This is a genomic window from Streptomyces sp. NPDC111520, from assembly GCF_055635295.1.
Window position 1 is genome coordinate 34305 of sequence record NZ_JBVKBW010000019.1, and the last position, 23338, is coordinate 57642.

General features: G+C 74.0%; 23 protein-coding genes and 1 riboswitch. Of the genes, 11 read left to right on the forward strand and 12 right to left on the reverse strand.

Going from position 1 to position 23338, the window contains the following annotated elements:
* Positions 1 to 59: 59 nt before the first annotated feature.
* The 3 genes from ACZ7MY_RS34085 to thiO form a co-directional block, all read right to left on the reverse strand.
* Positions 60 to 863, reverse strand: a complete 804-nt coding sequence (locus tag ACZ7MY_RS34085; RefSeq protein WP_499607727.1) for a thiazole synthase — start codon at positions 861 to 863, stop codon at positions 60 to 62.
* A gap of 4 nt (positions 864 to 867) precedes the next feature.
* Positions 868 to 1086: a sulfur carrier protein ThiS gene (gene thiS, locus ACZ7MY_RS34090; RefSeq protein ID WP_018557085.1), complete on the reverse strand. Its 219-nt coding sequence runs from the start codon at positions 1084 to 1086 to the stop codon at positions 868 to 870.
* Positions 1083 to 2231, reverse strand: coding sequence for a glycine oxidase ThiO (gene thiO / locus ACZ7MY_RS34095; protein ID WP_499607730.1), 1149 nt, complete (start codon positions 2229 to 2231; stop codon positions 1083 to 1085). Before thiO ends, thiS begins: the two co-directional genes overlap by 4 nt.
* Positions 2227 to 2340: riboswitch (TPP riboswitch) on the reverse strand. (Overlaps the previous gene by 5 nt.)
* 127 nt (positions 2341 to 2467) lie before the next feature.
* On the opposite strand from thiO, the gene ACZ7MY_RS34100 reads away from it, so the two are divergent.
* The 5 genes from ACZ7MY_RS34100 to ACZ7MY_RS34120 all read left to right on the forward strand — a co-directional run bounded on the left by ACZ7MY_RS34100 (position 2468) and on the right by ACZ7MY_RS34120 (position 6965).
* Positions 2468 to 3628, forward strand: a complete 1161-nt coding sequence (locus ACZ7MY_RS34100; RefSeq protein WP_499607980.1) for an NAD(P)/FAD-dependent oxidoreductase — start codon at positions 2468 to 2470, stop codon at positions 3626 to 3628.
* 120 nt (positions 3629 to 3748) lie between these two features.
* A complete protein-coding gene (locus ACZ7MY_RS34105) occupies positions 3749 to 4114 on the forward strand; it encodes an Rv2175c family DNA-binding protein (protein WP_499607733.1) in 366 nt (121 codons plus the stop codon).
* 71 nt (positions 4115 to 4185) lie between these two features.
* Positions 4186 to 4884, forward strand: a complete 699-nt coding sequence (thiE, locus tag ACZ7MY_RS34110) for a thiamine phosphate synthase (RefSeq protein WP_499607736.1) — start codon at positions 4186 to 4188, stop codon at positions 4882 to 4884.
* A 135-nt stretch (positions 4885 to 5019) separates the two neighbouring features.
* Positions 5020 to 5937: a methylenetetrahydrofolate reductase [NAD(P)H] gene (gene metF, locus ACZ7MY_RS34115; protein WP_499607739.1), complete on the forward strand. Its 918-nt coding sequence runs from the start codon at positions 5020 to 5022 to the stop codon at positions 5935 to 5937.
* Between the two features lie 56 nt (positions 5938 to 5993).
* Entirely contained in the window at positions 5994 to 6965 is a 972-nt protein-coding gene (locus ACZ7MY_RS34120) for a hypothetical protein (RefSeq protein WP_499607742.1), read from the forward strand.
* Between the two features lie 296 nt (positions 6966 to 7261).
* Here the strand turns inward: ACZ7MY_RS34120 and ACZ7MY_RS34125 are convergent, their stop codons facing one another.
* The 5 genes from ACZ7MY_RS34125 to ACZ7MY_RS34145 all read right to left on the reverse strand — a co-directional run bounded on the left by ACZ7MY_RS34125 (position 7262) and on the right by ACZ7MY_RS34145 (position 13306).
* Complete coding sequence (locus ACZ7MY_RS34125; protein ID WP_499607745.1) at positions 7262 to 8791, reverse strand: phytoene desaturase family protein; 1530 nt, start codon at positions 8789 to 8791, stop codon at positions 7262 to 7264.
* Positions 8792 to 8801: 10 nt separating this feature from the next.
* Positions 8802 to 9416, reverse strand: coding sequence for a DUF4126 domain-containing protein (locus ACZ7MY_RS34130; protein WP_499607747.1), 615 nt, complete (start codon positions 9414 to 9416; stop codon positions 8802 to 8804).
* Positions 9417 to 9713: 297 nt separating this feature from the next.
* Complete coding sequence (locus ACZ7MY_RS34135; protein WP_499607749.1) at positions 9714 to 10325, reverse strand: TetR/AcrR family transcriptional regulator; 612 nt, start codon at positions 10323 to 10325, stop codon at positions 9714 to 9716.
* A 43-nt stretch (positions 10326 to 10368) separates the two neighbouring features.
* A complete protein-coding gene (locus ACZ7MY_RS34140; RefSeq protein ID WP_499607751.1) occupies positions 10369 to 12483 on the reverse strand; it encodes a YhgE/Pip family protein in 2115 nt (704 codons plus the stop codon).
* Entirely contained in the window at positions 12455 to 13306 is an 852-nt protein-coding gene (locus tag ACZ7MY_RS34145) for an ATP-binding cassette domain-containing protein (RefSeq protein WP_499607754.1), read from the reverse strand. Before ACZ7MY_RS34145 ends, ACZ7MY_RS34140 begins: the two co-directional genes overlap by 29 nt.
* Positions 13307 to 13444: 138 nt before the next feature.
* On the opposite strand from ACZ7MY_RS34145, the gene ACZ7MY_RS34150 reads away from it, so the two are divergent.
* From ACZ7MY_RS34150 to ACZ7MY_RS34160, 3 genes are all read left to right on the forward strand, one after another.
* Positions 13445 to 13936 (forward strand): SAV_6107 family HEPN domain-containing protein, encoded by a 492-nt coding sequence (locus tag ACZ7MY_RS34150; protein WP_499607757.1) that lies wholly within the window; start codon positions 13445 to 13447, stop codon positions 13934 to 13936.
* 87 nt (positions 13937 to 14023) lie between these two features.
* Entirely contained in the window at positions 14024 to 14794 is a 771-nt protein-coding gene (locus tag ACZ7MY_RS34155) for a methyltransferase (protein ID WP_499607759.1), read from the forward strand.
* A gap of 233 nt (positions 14795 to 15027) precedes the next feature.
* Positions 15028 to 15438 carry an SCO2097 family morphological protein gene (locus tag ACZ7MY_RS34160; RefSeq protein WP_499607762.1) on the forward strand — a complete coding sequence of 137 codons (411 nt, stop codon included), beginning with the start codon at positions 15028 to 15030 and terminating at the stop codon, positions 15436 to 15438.
* Positions 15439 to 15553: 115 nt separating this feature from the next.
* Here ACZ7MY_RS34160 and ACZ7MY_RS34165 read toward each other — a convergent pair whose 3' ends face one another.
* The 4 genes from ACZ7MY_RS34165 to ACZ7MY_RS34180 form a co-directional block, all read right to left on the reverse strand.
* Positions 15554 to 18094 (reverse strand): transglutaminase TgpA family protein, encoded by a 2541-nt coding sequence (locus ACZ7MY_RS34165; protein WP_499607982.1) that lies wholly within the window; start codon positions 18092 to 18094, stop codon positions 15554 to 15556.
* On the reverse strand, positions 18094 to 19443 hold the full coding sequence (locus tag ACZ7MY_RS34170) for a DUF58 domain-containing protein (RefSeq protein ID WP_499607765.1): 1350 nt from the start codon (positions 19441 to 19443) through the stop codon (positions 18094 to 18096). The genes ACZ7MY_RS34165 and ACZ7MY_RS34170 overlap by 1 nt, the downstream gene beginning before the upstream one ends.
* 34 nt (positions 19444 to 19477) lie before the next feature.
* Entirely contained in the window at positions 19478 to 20455 is a 978-nt protein-coding gene (locus tag ACZ7MY_RS34175; RefSeq protein WP_499607768.1) for an AAA family ATPase, read from the reverse strand.
* Between the two features lie 108 nt (positions 20456 to 20563).
* Positions 20564 to 21106 (reverse strand): beta-class carbonic anhydrase, encoded by a 543-nt coding sequence (locus ACZ7MY_RS34180; protein ID WP_499607771.1) that lies wholly within the window; start codon positions 21104 to 21106, stop codon positions 20564 to 20566.
* Positions 21107 to 21341: 235 nt separating this feature from the next.
* Here ACZ7MY_RS34180 and mraZ point away from each other — a divergent pair, with 235 nt between their 5' ends.
* The 3 genes from mraZ (at position 21342) to ftsL (ending at position 23326) form a co-directional block, all read left to right on the forward strand.
* Positions 21342 to 21773 (forward strand): division/cell wall cluster transcriptional repressor MraZ, encoded by a 432-nt coding sequence (gene mraZ / locus ACZ7MY_RS34185; RefSeq protein ID WP_499607774.1) that lies wholly within the window; start codon positions 21342 to 21344, stop codon positions 21771 to 21773.
* Between the two features lie 156 nt (positions 21774 to 21929).
* Positions 21930 to 22898, forward strand: coding sequence for a 16S rRNA (cytosine(1402)-N(4))-methyltransferase RsmH (gene rsmH, locus ACZ7MY_RS34190; protein ID WP_499607777.1), 969 nt, complete (start codon positions 21930 to 21932; stop codon positions 22896 to 22898).
* On the forward strand, positions 22895 to 23326 hold the full coding sequence (gene ftsL, locus ACZ7MY_RS34195) for a cell division protein FtsL (protein WP_499607780.1): 432 nt from the start codon (positions 22895 to 22897) through the stop codon (positions 23324 to 23326). The genes rsmH and ftsL overlap by 4 nt, the downstream gene beginning before the upstream one ends.
* Positions 23327 to 23338: the final 12 nt, after the last annotated feature.

Consider the following 23338-nt stretch of genomic DNA (forward strand, 5'->3'; position numbering starts at 1 on the left):
CCTTCCGCGGGGCCCGGCGCGGGTTCCGCGCAGGTCGCGGCCGTGTGCGGGGCCGCCGGTCAGGAGGCGCCGAAGGCGGGACGTTCCGGGTCGAACGTGGCGAGTCCCACACCCGGGGAGGACGCGGTCGCGTGGTGACGGCGGGGGATGCGCCCCGCCCGGTACGCCAGCCGTCCCGCCTCGACGGCGTGCCGCATGGCCTCCGCCATGAGCACCGGTTCCCTCGCCCGGGTGACGGCGGAGGCCAGCATGACGGCCGCGCACCCGAGCTCCATCGCCAGGGCCGCGTCCGAGGCCGTCCCGGCCCCCGCGTCCAGGACGACCGGCACGGTCGCCCGCTCGACGATCAACTCGAAGTTGTGCGGGTTGCGGATGCCGAGACCCGACCCGATGGGCGAGCCCAGCGGCATGATCGCCGCGCAGCCCACGTCCTCCAGCCTCCGGGCGAGCACCGGGTCGTCGTTGGTGTAGGGCAGCACGGTGAAGCCGTCGTCCACGAGGGTCTCCGCCGCGTCCAGCAGCTCCACCGGGTCCGGCAGCAGGGTGCGCTCGTCGGCGATCACCTCCAGCTTCACCCAGTCCGTGCCCAGTGCCTCCCGTGCCAGGCGGGCGGTGAGCACCGCCTCGCCCGCCGTGTAGCACCCGGCGGTGTTCGGCAGCACGCGGATGCCGTGCCGGGCGAGCACGGACAGCACGGAGCCCTTGACCGTGGGGTCGAGCCGCCGCATGGCGACGGTGGTCAGCTCGGTGCCGGAGGCGAGCAGCGCCTGCTCCATGACCTCCAGGCTGGGCGCACCGCCCGTGCCCATGATCAGCCGGGAGTCGAAGGTGGTGCCGCCGATGGTCAGCGGGTCGTCGGCCATGGGTTCAGCCTCCCTGGACTGCGGTGAGGACCTCGACGCGGTCACCGTCGCGGAGCGGGGTCGCCGGCCACTGCGCGCGGGGGACGACGGTCTCGTTGAGCGCGGCCGCCACCCCGGACGGGGCCGCGGTCAGGGTCGCGACGAGGCCGCCGAGGGTGACGCCCTCGGCGACCTCGCGCGCCTCGCCGTTGACGGAGACGGACAGAAGGACGGGCGCGGTCATGCGTGCTGCTCCTGGAGGGCGAAACGGTCGGGGGAGAAGGGCCGGGCCTGCGCGGGGACCTCCGAGCCGGTGAGGACCTCGGCCATCACGTCGCCGGTCAGCGGGGTCAGCAGCACGCCGTTGCGGTGGTGGCCGGTGGCGAGCACCAGCCCGTCCAGCGCGCCGCGGCCGAGCAGCGGGGCGTTGTCGGGCGTGCCGGGGCGCAGCCCCGCCTGCGTCCCGGTCAGCGGGAGTTCGGTGATGCCGGGCAGCAACTCGTGCGCGTCGCGGAGCAGTTCGTACACCCCGCCGGCGGTGACCGTGGTGTCCCAGCCCATCTCCTCGCTGGTGGCGCCGACGACCAGCTCGCCGTTCTCGCGCGGCACCAGGTAGACGTGGCCGCCGCGCACCACGGCCCGTACCGTCCGCGACAGGAACGGCGCGTACGCCGGCGGTACGCGCAGCCGCAGGACCTGCCCCTTCACCGGCCGTACGGGCGGCAGCACCCGCGCGGGCAGCCCCTCGACGCGGCCGCTGAGGCTCCCGGCGGCCAGCACCACCTGCCCCGCGGCGACCCGTGTGCCGTCCTCCAGGACGACCCCGTGCGCACGGTCGCCGGTGACCTCCACCCGCGCCACCCGCGACCGGTGGAACTCCACCCCGGACAGCTCGCAGGCGCGCACCAGCGCCGCGGCCAGCCGCCGCGGGTCGACCTGGTGGTCGCCGTCGACCCGCAGCCCGCCGTGCACGGCGGGGGCGAGCATGGGCTCCAGGCGGCGGCACTCACGACCGCCCAGCCACTCCGAGGTGAGGCCCAAGGACTGCTGGAAGGCGTGGAGTTCGCGCAGCTGCGCGCGGTCGTCGGCGTCGAGGGCGACGGCGAGGGTGCCGCACGTGCGGTACCCGAGGTCGAGCCCCGTGGTCTCCTCCAGCTCGGCCACGAAGGACGGATAGCGGCGCGCCGCGGCGAGGTTGAGCTCCAGCAGCGTCTGCTCCCCGTACTGCACCTCGGTGACCGGGGCCAGCATCCCCGCGGCCACCTGGGCGGCCCCGCCGCCCGGTTCGGGGTCCGCGACCGCCGTGCGCAGGCCGCGCTGACGGGCCCGCCACGCGGTGACCAGTCCGATGATCCCGCCGCCGACCACGACGACGTCATGACGGTGCATGATGTCCCGCTCCTCCCTTCGCCGGCATGACCCGGATCAGGTTCTTACGGTCGGCGGCCGCTCCAGCCGCCCTCTCAGCCCGGTGCGCCGGGCTCCCGCGAGTTCTCCCGGCCCACCTTAGTACGCGCCGTCGGCGGCGAGTAGGGCGCCGGTACCGGCGGGCGGCGCCCTCGCGGCGTTACGGTGATCGCGTGACCAGCAGCAGCGAGCAGCGCGCCGTCGTCGTCGGGGCCGGGATGGCCGGAGTGCAGACCGCCGTGTCCCTGCGCGAACAGGGGTGGGGCGGGACCATCACGCTGATCGGCGCGGAGCCGCACGCCCCCTACGACCGGCCGCCGCTGTCCAAGGGCGTGCTCTTCGGCGCCGAGGAGGGCCCGGCCCTGGACGTCGACTTCGCCGGCATCGGCGTCGAACTGCTGCTCGGGCGGCACGCGAGCGGCCTGCGTCCCGACGAGCGGCAGGTCCTCACCGACGCGGGCCCGGTCGCGTACGACAAGCTCGTCCTCGCCAGCGGCGCCGAGCCCGTCATGCTCCCCGGCAGCGAGGGCACGCCGGGCGTGTACATGCTGCGCACCCTGGACGACGCCACTGCGCTGCGCCCGGTGCTGGAGAACCGGCACCGGGTCGTGGTGGTCGGTGCGGGCTGGATCGGCGCCGAGTTCGCCACCGCCGCACGCCACGCCGGGTGCGAGGTGACCGTCGTCGAGGCCGCCGACCGGCCGCTCGCCGGGGTGCTGCCCGCCGACATCGCCGAGCGGATGCGCGGCTGGTACGCGGAGGAGGGCGTCGAGCTGCGCACCGGCGCGGTCGTCTCGGCCGTCGAGCCCGGAAGCGTACGGCTCGCCGACGGCAGCGTGCTCGCCGCCGAGGCCGTCGTCGTCGGGATCGGCGCCCGGCCCGCGACCGGCTGGCTGGCCGGCTCCGGCGTCGACCTGGGGCCGGACCGCTCGGTCCTCGCCGACGACCGGCTGCGCACCTCGGTGCCGGACGTGTACGCCGTCGGTGACTGCGCCTCCTTCCCGTCGGCGCGGTACGGGGAGCGGCTGCTGATCCACCACTGGGACAACGCGGTGCAGGGGCCCCGCACGGCCGCCGCGAACATCCTGGGCGGTGACGAGCCGTACGACCCCGTCCCCTATTTCTGGTCGGAGCAGTTCGGGCGCTTCGTGCAGTACGCCGGGCACCACGTCGACTCCGACCCCGTACTGCTGCGCGGCGACCCGGACGGCCCCGCCTGGTCGGTGCTGTGGCTGCGCGAGGGACAGCTGGTCGCGCTGTTCGCCGTCGGGCGGCCCCGCGACCTGGCGCAGGCCCGCAAGCTCATCGCCCGCGGCGCGCACCTCGACGAGGCCCTGGCGGCCGACCCGGCGGTCCAGCTCCGGGCCGCGGTGGTCTGACCCCGGGGGGCCGCCGGCTGCGGCCGACGGCGTCGGCGGGGCGTAGCGGACCCGTCAGGACGGAGCAACGAGTGGCGTGAGCGGTTCCATGGTGTCGGTCCGGGATGGCACGCTTGTCCTGTGACCGAGATCGACGCAAAGATTGACTCCCTCGTCCCCTCCTGGCTGTACGTCCCCGACGTCGCCGAACGCCTCGGCGTCGAGGTGACCCGGGTCCGCCAGTTCATCAAGGAAGGCCAGCTCATCGCCGTGCGCCGCGGGGACAACCGGGTGCTGATGATCCCCGCCGACTTCATCGGCGACGAGAAGATCGTCAAGGGCCTCGCAGGCACCCTCACCGTCCTCAAGGACGACGGGTTCAGCGACGCGGAGGCCCTGGAGTGGCTGTTCACCCCGGACGATAGCCTGCCCGGCACTCCCGTCCAGGCGCTGCGCGAGAACCGCGGCACCGAAGTGAAGCGCCGCGCCCAGGCGCTCGCCGTCTGACCGCACGACCCGCCACCGCCACCGCCACACCCACAGCCACTGCCGCAGCCATCCGAGGGGGACCCGTCCGCATGAGCACGCGTACGAGCAGGAGCACGAGCACCAGCACGGGCGCCGGCGCCAGGGCGCAGCTCGCCGACGCCCGGGTCTACCTCTGCACCGACGCGCGCAAGCGCCACGGAGGCCTGGCGGAGTTCGCGGAGTTCGCGGACGCCGTGCTGGCCTCCGGCGTGGACGTCATCCAGCTGCGCGACAAGGGCCTGGAGGCCCGCGAGGAGCTGGAGTACCTCGCGGTCCTCTCGGAGGAGTGCGGACGGCACGGCAGGCTGCTCGCGGTGAACGACCGGGCCGACGTGGCGCACGCCGCCGGGGCGGACGTCCTGCACCTGGGCCAGGGCGACCTGCCCGTGCCGGCCGCCCGCGCGATCCTCGGCGACGACGTGGTCGTGGGGCGGTCCTGCCACTCCGAGGCCGAGGCGGCCGCGGCCGCCGTGGAGCCCGGTGCGGACTACTTCTGCACCGGGCCGGTGTGGCCCACCCCGACCAAGCCCGGCCGGCCCGCCCCCGGCCTCGGCCTGGTCCGCTACGCGGCGGGCCTGGGCACGGACCGGCCGTGGTTCGCGATCGGCGGGATCGACCTGTCCAACGTGGAGCAGGTGCTCGACGCCGGGGCCCGCCGGATCGTGGTCGTACGGGCCGTGACCGAGGCGGCCGACCCGGGCGCCGCGGCGGCCGAGCTGGCCAAGCGGGTGCGCTCGTACCAGGACTGACCTGCGGCTCAGGCCGTTCGGCCGGGACCGGGGGCCACGGGGCCGTCTCGTGCCCCGAGCGCCCGATGTCCAAGGGGTGAACATTTGGGCGTCGCCTGTTGGGACGGTCCTGCCCGCGCCGTTAGCCTGAGGCGCATGGCCCTCGGAACCGCCTCCACCAGGACCGATCACGCGGTCACCATTCGTGAGCTGCTGGCCTCCGGCGAGCGCTCGTACTCCTTCGAGTTCATGGCGCCGAGGACCGAGAAGGGCGAGCGGACCCTGTGGAACGCCATCCGCCGCATCGAGGCGGTGGGGCCGACGTTCGTCTCCGTCACCTACGGGGCGGGCGGTCAGTCCCGCGAGGGCACGGTCCGGGCGACCGAGCGCATCGCGTCCGACACCACGCTGACGCCGGTGGCCCACCTGACCGCGGTCAACCACTCCATCGCCGAGCTGCGCAACGTCATCGGCCAGTACGCGGACGCGGGCATCCGCAACATGCTCGCGCTGCGCGGCGACCCGCCCGGCGACCCCATGGGGGAGTGGCTCCGGCACCCGGAGGGCGTCGACCACGCCTACGAACTGGTGCGGCTCATCAAGGAGTCGGGCGACTTCTGCGTGGGTGTCGCCGCCTTCACGGAGATGCACCCGCGCTCGACCGACTGGGAAAGTGATACGCGTCACTTCGTCGAGAAGTGCCGGGCGGGCGCCGACTACGCCATCACCCAGATGTTCTTCAACGCCGAGGACTACCTGCGCCTGCGTGACCGGGTCGGGAAGGCGGGCTGCGAGACCCCGATCATCCCCGAGATCATGCCGGTCACGAACGTGCGGCAGATCGAGCGCTTCGCCCAGCTCGGCAACGCGCCTTTCCCGCAGGAGCTCGCGGACCGTATCCTCGCGGTCAAGGACGATCCGGCCGCGGTGCGGGCGATCGGGGTCGAGTACGCGACGGAGATGTGCCGGCGGCTGATGGCCGAGGACATCCCGGGGCTGCACTTCATTACCCTTAATCACTCCACGGCGTCGTTGGAAATCTACGAGAATCTGGGACTGCACCAGAGGTCGTGAGGGCGGACCAGCCGCCCCTGTGGGCCGACGACGGTGAACGGTGAGGAAGTGCGCTCATGGCCTACACAGTGCTCTACATCGCCTTCGGGGTGGTCGCGCTGTGGCTGCTCGGTGAAGTACTCCTGCAGTACAAGGCGCGGCTGAGGTGGCGGCTGCTGGCCTTCACGGGGTTCCTCGGGGTCGTCCTGGGCGTCTACCTGCCCTCGGTCCTCGTCATCGTGGTGGGCGCGCTCGCCTTCGGGGCCGGCCAGACCTTCGTCACGCTCTCCTACCGCCGCGGCTTCGTGGAGGGATGGGCGCTGCGGTCGCCCAAGGAGGGCGCCGACGGCGAGGACGACGAGGAGGCGCCGCCGCTGCCGCGCCGTGCCGGCGGCCGCCGCGGCCGGGGCGCGCAGCGCGACGAGGCGCCGGCCGAAGGCCTGTCGTCGCCGTACGAGGAGCCCGTTCCCGAAGAGGCCCCCGCGGCCGCGGGCGTGGGGCAGTCCTACGACAGCTACGCCGCCGCCGGCCCGGCCGCCGCGGCGCCCCCCGGGATGGACTCCACGCAGGTCTACCAGCCGATGCCCCTGCACGAGGACAGCGGCGAGTACCCGATGTACAACGGGCAGCCGAACTACGCCCAGGACCCCTACGCCGGCGCCGGTGCGGGCACCGGTTACCAGAACTACGAGGCCACCACCGGCTACGGCGACTGGAACGGCGGCCAGCAGCAACAGCAACAGCAGCAGCAGCCCGCCGCCGCCTCGTACGACGCGTACGGACAGCAGCAGCAGACCGGTGGCTGGGAGCAGCAGCAGGCGGGCTACGGCACGTACGCGGGCGGCTACCAGGATCCGTACCAGGGTCAGGCACAGGGCCAGGGCGCCCCGCAGCAGCAGTACGGCTACGACACCCCGGCCGGCGGCGTCTGGGTGCCGCAGCAGGGCGGGGAGCAGCAGCCGTACGTCCCGCAGCAGCAGAACGGCTACGACCAGCAGGGCCAGCAGCAGGGCCAGTACGACCAGTACGACCCCTACCGCTACAACTAGCGCCCGGCGCGAGGCCCGTTGCCGGAGACCTCCGCGTCCGCGGCGGCGGGCCGCGCAGCGGGGTAGAGGGCGCCTGGAAGGCGTCACGGCGGTGGAGCACCGTCTCGTACGCGAACCGGCCGCGCGTACAAGGCCGCCGTGGTGTCCGGGACCGGCGTCGCGGACGGCACCCTCGGTGAGTGGTGAAGGTCGCGGAACTCCCCATCGGGCAGGGGGCCCGGGCCCGGCCGCGCACCGCATCTTCGGCACGGGTGCGCTCGGTCCGCGTCAGCCGTCCGCGGATCCGGACGCACCGCTCAGCGGCTGCCGCCCGGACCGCCCGCTATGAGGTCGGCGGTGATGGCACCGGACATCCCGGTGTGGGCGAGGCCGCCACCGGGGTGGGACCAGCCGCCCACCAGGTACAGACCGGGGACGGGCAGCCGGTTGCCCGGGTGCAGGTGCGCCCCTTCCGCGCCGGCGAGGGCGGGGCGGGGGAGCCGGCCGCCTGGGGAGCCGGTCTCCACCTCGGTGTCGGCGGGGGTGTGCACGGCGCGCCACAGCAGGCGTTCGGCCAGGTCGGGCAGGGCCGCCGCGGCGGCCGTCTGCACGGCGTCCGCGACGCGCTCGGCCAGGCCCGGCGCCCGCCAGTCCACCCCCGATGGTCCGTGGGGCGGCACCGTGACGCCGAGCGTGACCGACTCCGAGGTGTCGTCGGGCCGCAGGGTGTCGTCGTCGGGGCGCAGCACCGTGACCGTCGGGCGGTCGTACAACTCGCCGCGCGCCAGGGCTGCCGCCTCGGCCTCCGGGTCCGGGGTGTGGACGACCGTGCGGTGCGTCGCGTCCGAGGGCCGGGCGCCGCGCAGCGCCAGGCAGACCGTCAGGCGCCCGGGGCCCTCGCAGCGGGGACCGGGTCCGGCGCCCTCCCGCACCCGGTCCGCGGGCCGGACGTCCCCGGCGCCGTGCGAGAGCAGCGGGGGCAGCAGCCACGGGGCGACACCGGCGACCACGGTGTCGGCCTCCACCCTTGTGCCGTCGGCGAGTTCGAGGCCGGCCGCGCGGCCGTCCTTCTCCACGATCCCCGCCACCCCCGTACCGAAGTGGAACTCCACCCTCCGTGCCACGCACCGCGCGTGCACGGCGTCGGCCAGTGCCCGCATGCCACCGCGTACGTACCAACTGCCGAAGGTCTGTTCCATGTACGGCAGGACGGCGGCGCTGGCGGGCGCGGTGCGCGGGTCGAAGCCGTACGCCAGGGCGTAGGAGCCGAGCAGCGCGGCGAGCCGCGGATCGTCCAGTTCGCGCCGGGCGACGTCGGCCAGGGTCGGCGCGCCGCGCCGGAACAGCCCCCGGCGCACGGGGGGCGCCGGATACGGATCGCGGTCGAGCGCGGACAGGTCGGCGGCGAGCGCGTCCTCCAGCAGGGGGCGGCGCGTGGCGTCCCAGACCTCCCGGGCCCGCACCAGCAGTTCGCTCCAGCGCTCGCCCGCGCCGTTGCCGAGCGCCGCGTCGAGGGCGGCGAGGACCCCGCCGCGAGACGCGTTGGGCAGCGACAGCACGGTGCCGTCGGGGAAGACGTGGCGGCTCGCCGGGTCGACCTGGCTGAGGGCGACGCTCTCCTCCAGGCTCTCCCTGCCGGTCTTGAGGAACAGGTCGCGGTAGACCGCCGGCAGGTGCAGGAGGCCGGGGCCGGTGTCGAAACCGAAGCCCGCGCGCTCCAGGCGCCGCACCGCGCCCCCGTGGGTGGCGGCGCGCTCGTACACCGCCACCCGGTGCCCGCCGGTCGCGAGCCGGGCGGCGGCAGCCATGGCGCCCATCCCCGCGCCGATCACCGCAATCCGTGCCATGGAGGGGACTCTAACCCCAGCCACCGACAACGCCGCGACCGGCCTTGCGGCGCTCCCTGCGGGCCTTCCAGCGCTGCCAGGCACGGCGGATCCGGGACAGTATGAAGAACACCAGGACGATGCCCAGCACCAGCAGCACCGCCGCGACGCAGGCCGCGGCCACCGGGTGGAAGAGCGCGAAGACGATGATCGAGGCGACGCCGACGTCCTCCGCCAGGCTGATCACGATGTTGCTCGCGGGTTCCGGCGAGGTGTTGACGCCCAACCGCAGCCCGGCCTTCACCAGATGGCTCACCAGCGCCGTCGTCCCGCCGACAGCGCCCGCCGCCAGTTGCGGCAGCGAGCCGTCCTGACCGGCCAGCAGGGCCGCCACCACGGCTCCGGCGACCGGCCGGATCGCCGTGTGCACGGCGTCCCACGTGGTGTCCACGTACGGGATCTTGTCCGCGACCGCCTCGCAGAGGAACAGGATCCCGGCGGCGACCAGCACGTCGGTGCGCTCCAGCGCCGGCGGCACCTCGTCGCTGACGCCGGTGACGCCCATCAGGCCCAGCAGGAAGACCACGGCGTAGGCGTTGATCCCGCTCGCCCAGCCGCTGGTGAACACGAGCGGAAGTACCGACATGGGCCGTGATGCTACCGAACCCCCGGGAAGGCGCCCGCCGCCTCTGAGCGGTACGACCCGGTGGTGAGTACCCGTACTCAGATCCCCACTTGAGTATCCGCACGGATGAGCGCGGCCCGGCCCGGACGCCAAGGTGGAGGTGACGGAAGGGCACGGCACCGGAACCGCCGACACGGGGCGGCGGAACGGCGCCATGCCCGGCCGTACGGGGGTGCACGGGGGTGCACGGGGAGCGCCGTCCCGGAACGGCCCGACGGGGGATCGGGCCGCGCCGGGGCGGCGCGCCGTCGTAAGGGGTCAGGCGCGGGCGTGCCCGGCGACCCGTCCCTGCAGGAGCCGTGAAAGGGCCGCGTGCACGTCGTCGATCGACCGCTCGGGCTGGAAGGACAGCCAGTCCAGCGCCGCGACGAGCACCATCCCGAAGAGCGCGGCCGCCGTGAGCGGCACGTCGATCTCCTCGGAGAGCTCGCCCGCCGCGACCGCGTCGCGCAGCGTCTGCTCCACGACCGCGACCGCCTCCTTGCGCAGCACCATGAGCGTGTCCTGCCAGGCGCGGTTGGTCCGCCACAGCTCGGCCACGTACAGCTGCGTGAAGGACGGGTACTCGGCGATGAAGGCGAGCCCCGCCCGGATCATCGCGTCGATGGCGTCCACGTGGCTGCCGCCGCGCGCGGTGACGCCGGCGCCCGCGTCCCGCAGGGAGGCCGTCAGCAGGCCGACCCCGTGCCGCAGCAGCTCCTCGAAGAGCTCGTTCTTGCTGGCGAAGTTGTAGTAGACGGTGCCCTTGGCCACGCCGGCGCGCTCGGCGATCTCGTCGACCGTGGTGGCGGAGAAACCCTGCTCGGCGATGAGCGTGACCGCGGCCTGGAAGAGCCTCTGCCGCGTGGCCTGCCGTCGTGCACTGTTCATGACGACGATTCTCTACGGTCCGGCAGGCGCTTTCGGCGCGGCCTCACAGGGACAGCTCCGGATGCAGCCGGTCCACCGTCCACACCTGCTTGCGACGGGCCGACACCGCGGTGAGCGCCAGCGCGCCCGCGGTGAAGGCGAGCAGCACCAGGACCGCCCGCCACACCGGCCCGAGCCCGCCGCCCGTGATGAGGTGGCGCAGCCCCTCGACGACGTAGGTCATCGGCAGGAAGGGGTGGATCGCGTTGAAGAAGTCCGGGCTGGTCTGCACCGGGTAGGTGCCGCCCGCCGAGGTCAGCTGCAGCATGAGCAGCGCCAGCACCAGGACGCGTCCGGCCGGCCCGAAGCGGGCGTTGAGCCACTGCACGATCGCGGCGAAGCAGGCGGTCACCAGCACGAGGAAGCCGATCGTCCCGGCGGCCCGCACCATCTGCAGGCCGATCGCCCAGTGCAGCACCGCCATCAGGGCCAGGGTCTGCAGCACGCCTATGGCGAGCACCGGCAGCCAGCCGGCCACCGCGATCCGCCAGGCTGCGGCGCCGGCGGCCATGGCGCGCCTGCTGAGCGGCTGCAGCAGCATGTAGGCCACCATCGCGCCGACCCACAGGGACAGCGGGATGAAGTAGGGGGCGAAGCCCGTCCCGTAGTTGGGCGCCTTGTGCAGCGACCGCGCGGCGAGCCGCACCGGGTCGGCCATCACCTTGGTGCGGCCGGCGCGCTCCGAACCGTCGTAGTCGGGGATCCGGGACGCTCCGTCGTGCAGGCCGTCGGCGAGCTGCCCGCTGCCGTCGGTGAGCCGGGTCAGGCCGGTCGTCAGGCGGCTGCTGCCGTCCGACAGCCGGTACATCCCGCCCGCCAGGGTGTCGGCCCCCGAGGACAGCTCCCGGAGCCCGGCGTCCAGGGCGCCCGCGCCGGCCGAGGCGGTCCGCAGGCCCTTGGACACCTTGTGCGCGCCGTCGTTGAGACGGTTGACGCCGTCGACGGCGTTCTGCAGCTTCGTGGCGAGCGCGGGGTCCGACAGTTCCACGGCCACCGTGTGCAGGGTGTCCAGGTCGTCCCGGAGCCCGTCGAGGGCCGCGGAGTGCGCGTGGACATAGGTGTCGAGACGGCGGGCGACGTCCGCGACGTCGTCGGCGGCGTCGACGCCCTTCTTCAGCGTCCCGCACTGCGGGGTGACCGCGCCCAAGGGGCACTGCTCGTCATAGGAGCCGTGGATCTGCGCGGCGGCCGTCCGGGCGTCGGCGGCCGCCTGTGCCGACTGCCGTGGCAGGTCACCGATGCCGTCGCGGGCCGTCCGCGAGGAGCGGGCGACGACCCGCGCGACCGCGTTGATCTCCTTGACGTGCCGCTTGACGAAGGTCAGTTCGTCCGACGCGCCGTTGACCTCGTCGGCCAGGGTCTGGGTCCCCGCGGCGACCTGCACCGCGCCGGTGTCGAGGGCACCCAGCCCCCCGGCCAGCGAACCGCTGCCCTTCTTCGCCGTGCGCAGGCCGGCGGCCAGTCTCCGTGCGCCGTCCTCGGCGGTGGAGATGCCGTCGCCGAGTTCCCGGGAGCCGCTACGGGCCGTGCCCGCGCCCTTGGTGACGTCATCGGCGCCGTCCGCGGCCTCGACGGTCTTGTCGTGGAGGCCCGAGAAGGCGACGAAGATCCGGTCGTAGAAGTCCCGCGACGCCTTGGTGGAGGCGGCGGAGCGCACCTCGGAGAAGACCGTGCGGGAGATCTGTCCCACGATGTAGTTGTTGGCGTCGTTGGTGCGCACCTGGAGCGCACCGGTGCGCGGGTGGTCGCCGGAGCTCGACGCCACGCGTGCGCTGAAGTCGCGCGGGATGGTGAGCGACAGGTAGTAGGTGCCGTCCTCGACCCCCTCGGCGGCCTCGGCGGCGCCCGTCTCGTGCCAGTCGAAGGTATCGCTCTCGCGCAGTCCGTCCACGATGGAGTCGCCCGCCGCGAGCCGCCGCCCGCCCACGGTGGTGCCCTCGTCGGCGTTCACCAGGGCGACGGGGATCTTGTCCAGCCGCCCGTAGGGGTCCCAGAACGACCACAGGTACAGGGCGCCGTAGAGCAGCGGCAGGAGCAGCAGCGACACCATGGCCGCGCGGGGCAGCCGCCCCCTGCCGAACTTCCTCAGCTCAAGCGCTGCCAGTCGCGGCGTGCGCATCGGCCGCCCCCTCCTCGTCGATGGTGTCCTCGTGTCCGGCGTCGTGTCCGGCGGCGGTCTCCGCGACGGCGTCCTCGGTCGCGCCGCCGTCTGCGGCGCACGCCCGGGTGCGGACCACCACGGCGTCCGGCGGCGCCTCGGTGCAGACCGCCAGGACGGTCATGCCGTTCGCGGCGATGCCGCGCAGCATCCGCCAGGCCTGTTCGCGTTCGGCCGGGGCCAGCTTGTGGTCGGCGTCGTCCACCGCCAGCACCTTCGGACGGGCCAGCAGCGCGAGGGCGGTGCCCAGGCGCAGCGCCTCGAGCCGCTCCAGGTCCCGGGCGGCGGTGCGTTCGCCCTTGGGCAGCGTCGACAGGTCCAGCCCGGCCGCCGCCAGCGCCTCGTCGATCCGTGCCCCGTCGCTTGTGCCGGGCCGCTGCAGCAGTTCGCGCAGCGAGCCGCCGAACCGCCGCCGCAGCAGCACGCGTTCCCGCAGGTGCTCGCCCGCGGTGAGGGCGGGGTCGAGTTCCGACACCCCGGCGACGGGGCCGAGCGCGGTCACGCGGCGGACCGCGGCGAGCTGCTGGGGCAGCCGGAACCCGGCCACCTCGGCCCGTCCCTCGGTGGCGCGCATCCGCCCGGTCAGCGACAGCAGCAGGCAGGTGCGGCCCGAGCCCGAGGCCCCCTCGACGGCGATCAGACCGCCCGCCGGCGCGGTGAAGGCGACGTCCCGGAACACCCAGCCCCGGGGGCCCTTGAGCCCGAACCCCTCCGCGGTGATCACGCGGCCGCCCCTTTCTTTGCACTGACCAGTCAGTACAAAAACTCTACCCCATGGGGTCATCGGCCCGCGAACTCGGCGGCGTTGTCCGGCCGCGGCAGTCATCTGTGCAGGTCAACGTGATTGTCAGAGGTGTGCTTCACGATGAGTGGTGAAGGCAGGGAAGTGTCGGACACGTCATGCGAAGACAGGAGGTATGTGATGACCGCGTCAGTCCGCAGCGGTGCCGTCGGTGGCGGCGGCGCCGCCGACGTCCACCCCGTGCTGCGCCGGGCCAACGCCCCCGCGGCCGCCCTCGACCTGCTCGTCCAGGCCCGGCGGGGGCTCGACGAGGCCGCCGCCCTGGAGATCCCCAACGACCGCTTCGCCACCGCCCACTTGGCCGCCCTGCGCACCGCGGCCGCCGTCCTCGCCGTGCGCGGCCGTCCCGAACCCACCAAGCGGCGCCGGCAGCGGATACGCAGCGCCTGGGAGGTGCTGCCCGAGGTCGCGCCCGAACTGGCCGAGTGGAGCGCCCTGTTCGAGGCGGGCGCCGCTCAGCGGGCCCGCGCCGAGGCCGGCATCCAGAACGCGGTCGGCGCCCGCGAGGCCGACGACCTGATCCGCGCCACGGAGATGTTCCTGCGGCTCGTCGAGCGCATGCTGGCGCTGCAACCCGTGCTGGAACGCCCGCAGACCGGACGTCCCGCTTGATCGGCCGCCGGGCGGCGGCCCACTAGAGTGGGTTCCAGGCTGGGCCGACCGGTCCCCAGCCCCGTCCGTCCGCGAGGAGCCGTCCGCATGTCCCGTCCTGGAGGGGCCGAACCGCTGCGGCCCCGCGCAGCCCTGCGTACCGCCGTGGTCTGGGAGGTCCTGCGCGACGCGCTGGACCGGCAGGCCAAGGCCGCCGGCCGGGACGTCCTCGACGTGCTCGACACCGGTGGCGGCACCGGCAACTTCGCGGTGCCCGTGGCCAGTCTGGGCCACCGGGTGACCGTGGTCGACCCCAGCCCCGACGCGCTCTTCGCCCTCGAACGCCGCGCGGCGGAAGCGGGAGTCACCGACCGTGTCCGCGGGGTGCAGGGCGACGCCCACGGGCTGCTCGACGTCGTGCCGCCCGGCAGCCACGACGTGGTCCTCTGCCACGGCGTCCTGGAGTACGTGGACGACCCGGCCGAGGGCGTGCGCAACGCCGCGGGCACCCTGCGTGCCTCCGGCGCCCTCAGCCTGCTCGCCGCCAGCCGCCACGGAGCGGTGCTCGCCCGGGCGCTCGCCGGCCACTTCGGCGAGGCCCGGCACACCCTGGACGACCCCGACGGCCGTTGGGGCGAGGGCGATCCGACGCCCCGCCGCTTCACCGCCGACGAGCTGACCGCCCTGGTCACCGACGCCGGGCTGCGGATCGGTTCGGTGCACGGCGTCCGCATCTTCGCCGACCTGGTCCCCGGTGTCCTGGTGGACACCGAACCCGGCGCGATGGACGCCCTGCTGAGGCTGGAACTGGCCGCCGCCGAGCAGCCGGCCTTCCACGCCGTGGCGACCCAGTTGCACGTGCTGGCCGAGCGCGGCTGAGCCCGCGCGGGGGTCGTTCCCGTTGCCTCTTCCGGTCACCCAGCGGGAGGAGTCCGTCACACGACCCCCGATTCCCGGTTCAGGGCCGTATGCTGGCATGACGTGGCGTTCGACGGGGAAAACACCCCCCGTCGGATTGGCGTAGTGGGGCGGGTTTCACGGGGGCGATTCCCTGCCTATCCTGGAAGGGTCGTACTGGTCGCTCCCCCGCGACCGACGAGGAGGAGGACTCCGTGCCGCTCTCGGAGCACGAGCAGCGCATGCTCGAGCAAATGGAGCGAGCGCTGTACGCCGAAGATCCCAAGTTCGCGTCGGCGCTTGAGGGAAGCGGGCTGCGCACCTACACCAGGCGGCGCGTCTACCTGGCTGTGGCGGGCTTCCTGGTGGGCATCGGGCTGCTGATGGGCGGCATGATCGCCCAGCAGCCCTGGATCAGCGTCGTCGGCTTCCTCGTGATGCTCGGTTGTGCCGTTCTCGCCGTCACCGGCTGGCGTCGTGCCGCCAAACCGGGTGCGGCCGCCGCTCCCGCGGGGCAGCCCCAGCAGGGCGCCGCGGGCCGTGGCCGTCGCAACCAGCCGCGGCGCAAGATGATGGACCGCATCGAGGAGCGCTGGCAGCGGCGCCGCGACGAACAGGGCCAATGACACAGGCTTGAGAACGAAGGGGCGGGGTTCCGGTGGGAACCCCGCCCCTTCGCCATGTCGTCGTCGCGCCGGGGGAGGGAGGGCGGCCACCCGGCCGTCCTCCCTCCCGAGGCCCTCAGGAGGTCCGGCGCTGCCGCAGCGGCCGCATCACGGCGTCGCCCGCACCGCGCAGCCGGGCCGACACGCGGGCCGACCCCGTCGACCAGCGCTCCGCGGACCGCCACACGACCCGGACCGTCGAACGGGGCAGCAGCAGCGCGCGGATCCGCGTCACGGTGTCCGCGTTCTCGCGCAGCCCCTCCCGTACCAGCCGGACGTCCTTCGCCGAGCCCGAGGCGATCGGCGGCCGCGGCGAGAACAGGGCCTGCTCGACGGCGGTCGCCAGACGCCGTGCGGCCTCCGCCGCATGCCCCTCGAGTCCGCCGTCACTGATCAGGCGGCCCGCCACCCGGCGCGGGGTCTCGGACTCGTCGGGCCGCAGCCCGAAGTCCCAGGCGGTGTCGATCAGCTCCAGCCACGCCGCCAGGGTGCGGGCGCCGTCCCGGGCGCCCATGGCGTCCAGCTCGCCGGGCGTCGGATTCGCCGCGGCGCCGCGCCCGTCGCCGTCCTCGGCCGACGCGCCCCGGGCGCGCCCGGTCAGCTCCAGCCAGGCCGCCAGGGCGGCGGGGTCCTGGCCGCCGCCCAGGCGCAGGGAACGCTGCCTGCGCCGCCAGAGCAACGGCAGCAGCAGGACGAGCACCAGCAGCGGCACCGCGGCCCAGAGGAGGACGAGCACGGCCCAGGCGAGGATCTTCGGCCACAGCCGCTCGTCCTCGGCGCCGGAGCCGGAAGCCTGCCCCAGGGGGTCGCAGTTGCCGAGCTGGGCTTCCTTGCCCACGCAGGCCGGCGCGACGGTCGGGCCGGTGCTCGCCCCGGCGCCCGCGGACTCCTCCGGGGTGTCCGGCGCCGACGGGCCGGTGTCGGAGGTGGCCGTCTCCTGGGTGTAGCCCGGCAGGGTGCCCCGGGTGGGCGTGGGCTCGAAGCGCGTCCAGCCGACACCCTCGAAGTACAGCTCGGGCCAGGCGTGCGCGTCCTTCAGCCCCACCGCGTACGCGCCGTCCGACTCCGCGGTGCCGGGCGTGAAACCGACCGCCACCCGGGCCGGGATGCCCAGGGTCCGCGCCATCGCCGCCATGGTGAAGGCGAAGTGGATGCAGAACCCTTCCTTGTTGCTCAGGAAGCGGGTGATCGCCTGGACGCCGGTGCCGGAGCGCACCGACGTGTCGTACGAGAAGGCGCCCGAGGTGAACCAGCGCTGCAGGGCCAGCGCCCGCTCGTAGTCGTTCCCGGCGTCCTTGGTGACGTCCCGGGCCGTCTGCGCCACCACCTCGGGCAGCGAGCCCGGCACCTTCGTGTACTCGGCCCGCAGCCGGGCGTCCGCCGGCGGCGCGCTCGCCAGCTGCTCGGCGGTCGGCTCCAGCTCCAGGCTGCTGACCTGGTACTGGGTGCCGGAGGTGGTCTGGCCCCGGTCGCCGATGATGGTGCGGCCGGTCTGCTCGAAGCGCCAGCGCCCGCCGACCTGGACCTGGGTGGCCGGGTACGGCAGCGGCAGCCACATCTGGACGTAGCTCTTGTCCGCCGCGATCGACGTGGCGACCTCCGTGGCCTTCACGCCGGATCCCAGCCCCTGAGGGCCGGGCAGCACCTTGGGCACGCCGGTGAGGGAGCGCTGGGCGGGCTCCCACTTGTCGCCGGTGAAGCGGTCGAGCGCCACGATCCGCAGGTACATGTCCGCGTTGGAGACGGCGTTCGTCCGGTAGCGGAGCACCACCCGGTCGTCGGACTGGTTCAGGTTGTCCTGGAGTGCGACCACGGGATTGACCGCGGAGATCGTGCCGCCGCCGCGCCCGTTGCCCGTACCGGAGCCCCCGGTCGGCAGCAGCCCCACGCCCGTCGAGGGCAGCGCCCACGACGCCACCAGGGCGACGCCGAGCGACATCACCCCGATGCGGCGCCCGGTGCGCACCGGGGCCACCGCCCCGGTCGGCCCCCCGTACCCGGCCCGCGCGCCGGATCCGACGCCGCCGAAGACCCGGCCCCAGCGGGAGATCCGGTCCCGGCCCTCGGCCAGCAGGAGCAGCAGGTAGCCGACGGCGGCCAGCAGGAAGTACGGCCAGCGGGTGCCGTCGCCCCCGGCCAGCCCCGCCGCGATCGAGTACAGGGCCAGCAGGGGCAGCCCGGCGGGGGCCGCGCTGCCGTACGTCACCGCCAGCGCGTCCACGGCCAGCCCGATCAGCAGCACCCCGCCGAGCAGCAGCAGCCGGATGCCCGGGGTGACCGGCGCCGGGATGGCGAACTGGGTCACGTCCTGCATCGCGGCCGTCAGCAGGTTCCCGAACTGGGTGTACGCCGCGGGCCCGGGCAGGACCCCGAGCAGGGCCTGGTCGCTCGCGAACATCAGGGTCAGCACCAGCAGCGAGACCACCGCCTGCGCCAGCACGGTCAGCGGCCGTGCCAGCGGCACCCGCCGGGTCGCCGCGCCCACCCCGGTCTGCAGCGCCACCAGGAAGGCGGCCTGCAGGATCCACGAGTTCGGCGTCGCCAGCGGCAGCAGCGAGCAGGCGGTCATCAGTGTCGCCGCCGCCGCGCAGACCGCGAGCCGTCCCCGTCCGCTCATCATCGCGTCCCCGCCTCCTCGCGCGACCGGTGCCGGTCGGCGCGCTGCCACAGGTCGGGCAGCCCGTCGCCGGCGGCGGCCGGGAGCACCGTCCAGCCCGTCTCGCGCAGCATCCGCACGGTCCGTGCCGAGGCCCCCTCGGACGCGTCCGCGTCCGCGCCGGCGCTCGGCCGCTCGGCCTGGGGCCGGGGCGTCCCGTCCTCGTCGAGGGCCCCCCAGGCCGCGCTGTCCAGGACGAAGGCGACGGCCGCCCCCGCCCGCTGCCGCATCCGCCCCGCCATCGCGGCCTGCTCCTCGTCGAGGTCCCCGAAGAAGGCCACCAGCAGGCCCTCACTGCCCGTACGCAGCACGTCGAGCGCACGGGAGAGCCCGGCGCCGTCCGAGTGGTCGACCACCGCCAGGGTGTCCAGCATGGCGCCCGCCGCGTCCGAGGACTCGGTGCTGCCGAAGCCCTCGGACCCGGGCACGGTGCTGCCGGTGTCGGTGAGCAGCCGTACGGAGTAGCCGCGCTCCAGCATGTGCATCGCCACCGACGCCGCCCCGGACACCGCCCACTCGAAGGCCGAGTCGGGCCCGGCGCCGAAGTACGCCACGGCCCGGGTGTCCAGCAGCACCGTGCAGCGCGCGCGGTGCGGCTGCTCCTCGCGCCGCACCATGAGCTCGCCGTACTTGGCGGTCGAGCGCCAGTGCACCCGGCGCAGGTCGTCGCCGTGGCGGTAGCCGCGCGGGATCACGTCGTCCTCGCCCGCCAGCGCCAGCGCCCTGGTGCGGCTCTCCCCGTAGCCGGAGGAGTCGCCCTTGAGCTTGACCGGCGGCAGCGGCTCCACGCGGGGCACCACGGTCAGGGTGTCGTACGCGCTGAAGGAGCGGGTGAGCTCGCACATGCCGAAGGGGTCGGTCAGCCGCAGCTGCAGCGGCCCCAGCGGATAGCGCCCGCGCAGGTCGGAGCGGACCCGGTAGGACACCTCGCGGTGCCCGCCGGGCTCCACCCGGTCCAGGATGAAGCGGGGCCGGGGACCCAGCACGTAGGGCACGCGGTCCTGGAGCATCAGCAGCCCGGTGGGCAGCCGCGACACGTTGTCCACCCTCAGGTGCACCCGCGCCTCGGACATCGCCGGCACCCGTGAGGGCGACAGCCGGCGGCTGCCGGCGACGCGGTACCGCGTGCGGTACAGGACCGCCACGCAGGCCAGCGGCAGCACGGCCAGCAGCAGGCCGACCCGCAGCAGGTCCGGCTGCCCCAGGACGTAGGCGCAGACGGCCGCCGCGATCCCCGCGGCCAGGAAGGAGCGGCCCCGCGTGGTGAGGCCCCCCAGGGCGGCCCGGAAGCCGCTTTCACGCTCGGTCACGCGGCACCTCCAGCGCCCCCGCCCGTCGTCCGGGTCACCGGCTGCCGTACGGGTCGGGGACCGGCGTGCGCTGCACGATCTCCGCGACGACCTGCTCCGGTGTGCGCCGGTTCAACTGGGCCTGCGCGGTGGGCAGCAGACGGTGCGCCAGTACGGCCGAGGCCAGCGACTGGACGTCGTCGGGCAGGACGTAGTCCCGTCCGTCCAGGGCCGCCGCCGCACGGGCCGCGCGCACCAGGTGCAGCGTGGCGCGCGGGGAGGCGCCGAGCCTCAGGTCCGCGTGGTCCCGGGTGGCCGAGACCAGGCTCACCGCGTAGTGCCGTACGGCCGCGGACACATGCACCGTCCGTACCGCGTCGACCAGTTTGACGATCTCGTGCGCGTGGGCGACCGGCTGCAGGTCGTCCAACGGGCTGACGCCCGCGTGCACGTCCAGCATCTCCAGCTCGGCCTCCATGCTGGGGTAGCCGATGGAGACCCTGGCCATGAAGCGGTCCCGCTGCGCCTCGGGCAGCGGGTACGTCCCCTCCATCTCCACCGGGTTCTGGGTGGCGATGACCATGAAGGGGCTCGGCAGCGGATACGTGCTGCCGTCGATGGTGACCTGCCGCTCCTCCATCGACTCCAGCAGCGCCGACTGCGTCTTGGGCGACGCGCGGTTGATCTCGTCGCCCACGACGATCTGCGCGAAGATCGCGCCCGGCTTGAACTCGAAGTCCCGCCGCTGCTGGTCGAAGACGCTGACCCCGGTGATGTCCGACGGCAGCAGGTCCGGCGTGAACTGGATGCGCCGCACCGAGCAGTCGATCGACCGTGCGAGCGCTTTGGAAAGCATGGTCTTGCCGACGCCGGGCACATCCTCGATCAGCAGATGCCCCTCGGCCAGCAACACCGTCAGCGCAGTCCGTACGACCTCGGGCTTGCCCTCGATCACGTTCTCCACCGACCGGCGTACGCGGTCCGCCGTGGCAGTCAGATCGCTGAGGCTCGCTCGCGCGTCATAGGTCGTCACCCGGTTCTCCTCGGCCCGTTCCTAGGGACGCGGTCATCCCTGGACCGGCCCTCCCCGTTACACGAAGCATTCTCTCCTTCAACTATGCTCCGCGTCACTCCGCTTCCGTTACTCGTTTGTGATTTCGCGCAGCAGGCCGGTGTGCACGTCGAACACGAACCCCCGCACATCGTCCGTGTGGGTCAGGAAGGGCGAGGTCCGGACCCGCTGGATGGACTGCCGCACGTCCTGGTCGACGTCGCGGAAGGACTCCACCGCCCAGGTCGGACGCTGGCCCACCTCCTCCTCCAGCTCCGTGCGGAACTCCTCGGTCAGCGACTCCAGGCCGCAGCCGGTGTGGTGGATCAGCACGACCGAGCTGGTGCCGAGGGCGCGCTGGCTGATGGTCAGCGAGCGGATGGTGTCGTCGGTGACCACGCCGCCGGCGTTGCGGATCGTGTGGCAGTCGCCGAGTTCCAGGCCCAGCGCCTTGTGCAGGTCGAGCCGGGCGTCCATGCAGGCGACCACGGCCACCTTCAGGACGGGGCGGGCGTCCATGCCGGGGTCGCGGAACTGCTCGGCGTAGCGCCGGTTCGCCTCGACCAGCCGGTCGGTGACGGAGGCCGTGCCGGTGCCTGCGGGAACCGCGGACTGATGCGCGTTTATCGACATGACACGACCGTAGAGGGCGCGGTCCGTTCCGACCTGCTGTGGCGTCCGGCAAATCTCGGTCAAACCGGTCCACTGTGAGGTAACCCACAGGCGTCGCGCGCGCTCGCCCGTGCGGGTGATTCGGGCGGCGGGGCCCACGCGGGCGCCCGCGCCAGGGCAGGCTTCTCGTTGACCGTGGGGACCGGTGGAGTAAAGTGGCGCGAAGTGGGTCGCCAGCCTAGTGCGGGAGGTGCGGATGTTCCTCGGGACGTACGCGCCACGGCTGGACGACAAGAGCCGGCTGGTCCTCCCCGCGAAGTTCCGCGAACAGCTCGCGGACGGCCTGGTCATCACCAAGGGCCAGGAGCGCTGCCTGTACGTATGGCCGGTCGAGGGCTTCCGCGCCCTCACCGAGGAGCTCCGCCGGGCCCCCCTCACCTCCAAGGCGGCACGCGACTACATGCGCGTGCTCTTCGCCGGCGCCCACGACGAGGTCCCCGACAAACAGGGCCGGGTCACCCTCCCGCAGCCCCTGCGCGACTACGCCGGACTGCGCCGCGACTGCGCGGTGATCGGCGCCAACACCCGGGTCGAGGTGTGGGACGCGGCGGCCTGGGAGGACTATCTGGCGGGTCAGGAGGACGCCTTTTCGGCGTTGTCCCAGGAGGTGCCTCCCGGCTTACCGTGACCTCGCCCGTAGCCTGATGACTCACGTACGAGTACGTGACGCTCGGCCTCCTCCCGCTCCCCGGTCCGCTGGCACTCCTTCCCCGGTGCCAGATGGCCGCCCACGAGCGGGCGGGGACCCAGTGGTACGTCCCCGAGAGCAGATGAGAAGGGCTTCATGAGCACCACCCCGTCCGAGCCACGCCACGTCCCGGTCATGCTGGACCGCTGCCTGGACATGCTGGCCCCCGCCCTCGGCACGCCGGGCGCCGTGGTCGTGGACGCCACCCTCGGCCTCGGCGGGCACAGCGAGGCGCTGCTGCGGCGGTTCCCCGAGGTCCGGCTGGTCGCCGTCGACCGCGACCCGGCCGCGCTCAAGCTCGCCGGCGAGCGCCTCGCGCCGTACGGGGACCGGGCCACACTGGTGCACGCGGTCTACGACGAGATCCCCGAGGTGCTGGCGGGGCTCGGCGTCCCCAAGGTGCAGGGCGTCCTGTTCGACCTCGGCGTCTCCTCCATGCAGCTGGACGAGGCGGACCGCGGCTTCGCCTACGCCCAGGACGCGCCGCTGGACATGCGCATGAACCAGACCGCGGGCATCAGCGCCGCCGAGGTCCTCAACACCTACCCCCCGGGCGAGCTGGTGCGGGTGCTGCGCGAATACGGCGAGGAGAAGTTCGCCCGCAAGATCGTGGAGGCGGTCGTCCGCGAGCGCGCACGCGAGCCCTTCACCACCAGCGCCCGGCTGGTCGAGCTGATCCGCGAGGCGCTGCCCCAGGCCGCCAAGCGGACCGGCGGCAACCCGGCCAAGCGCACCTTCCAGGCGCTGCGCATCGAGGTCAACGGGGAGCTGACAGTGCTGGAGCGGGCCATCCCGGCGGCCGTCGCCGCGCTCGCCGTGGGCGGCCGGATCGCCGTGCTCTCGTACCACTCCCTCGAGGACCGCCTCGTCAAGGGCGTCCTCGCGGCCGGCGCGGCCACCACGGCGCCGCCCGGGCTGCCCGTGGTGCCCGAGCAGTACCAGCCGCGGCTCAAGCTGCTCACCCGCGGCGCCGAACTGCCCACGGAGGACGAGATCGCCGCCAACCGCCGGGCCGCACCGGCCCGGCTGCGCGGCGCCCAGCGGATCCGGGAGGCCCTGGCGTGAGGCGGCGCAGCTCGGCGGCGCGCTCGCCCTTCGTGCTGCTGATCGTGCTGCTGCTCGGCGGCGGCCTGATCACCCTGCTGCTGCTCAACTCGGCGGTGAACCGGGACTCCTTCAAGCTCAGCGAGCTGCAGAAGAAGACCACCCAGTACACCGACGAGGAGCAGGCGCTGCAGCAGGAGGTCGACCGGTACTCGGCGCCGGACGCGCTGGACGGGCAGGCCCGCGAACTGGGCATGGTCCCCGGCGGCAACCCGGCCTTCCTCGCCCCCGACGGCACCGTCCTCGGCAAGCCCGGTGCCGCGCCCTACGTGCCGGCGCCCACCCCGAGCACGGCGCCGGCCACCGTCGCGCCCAGCGGCTCCGCGGCCGCCTCCCTGGGCCCGACGCCCTCCGCCAAGCCCAGCACGAGCCCGAAGGAGACCCCGTGACCGCAGCTCCGG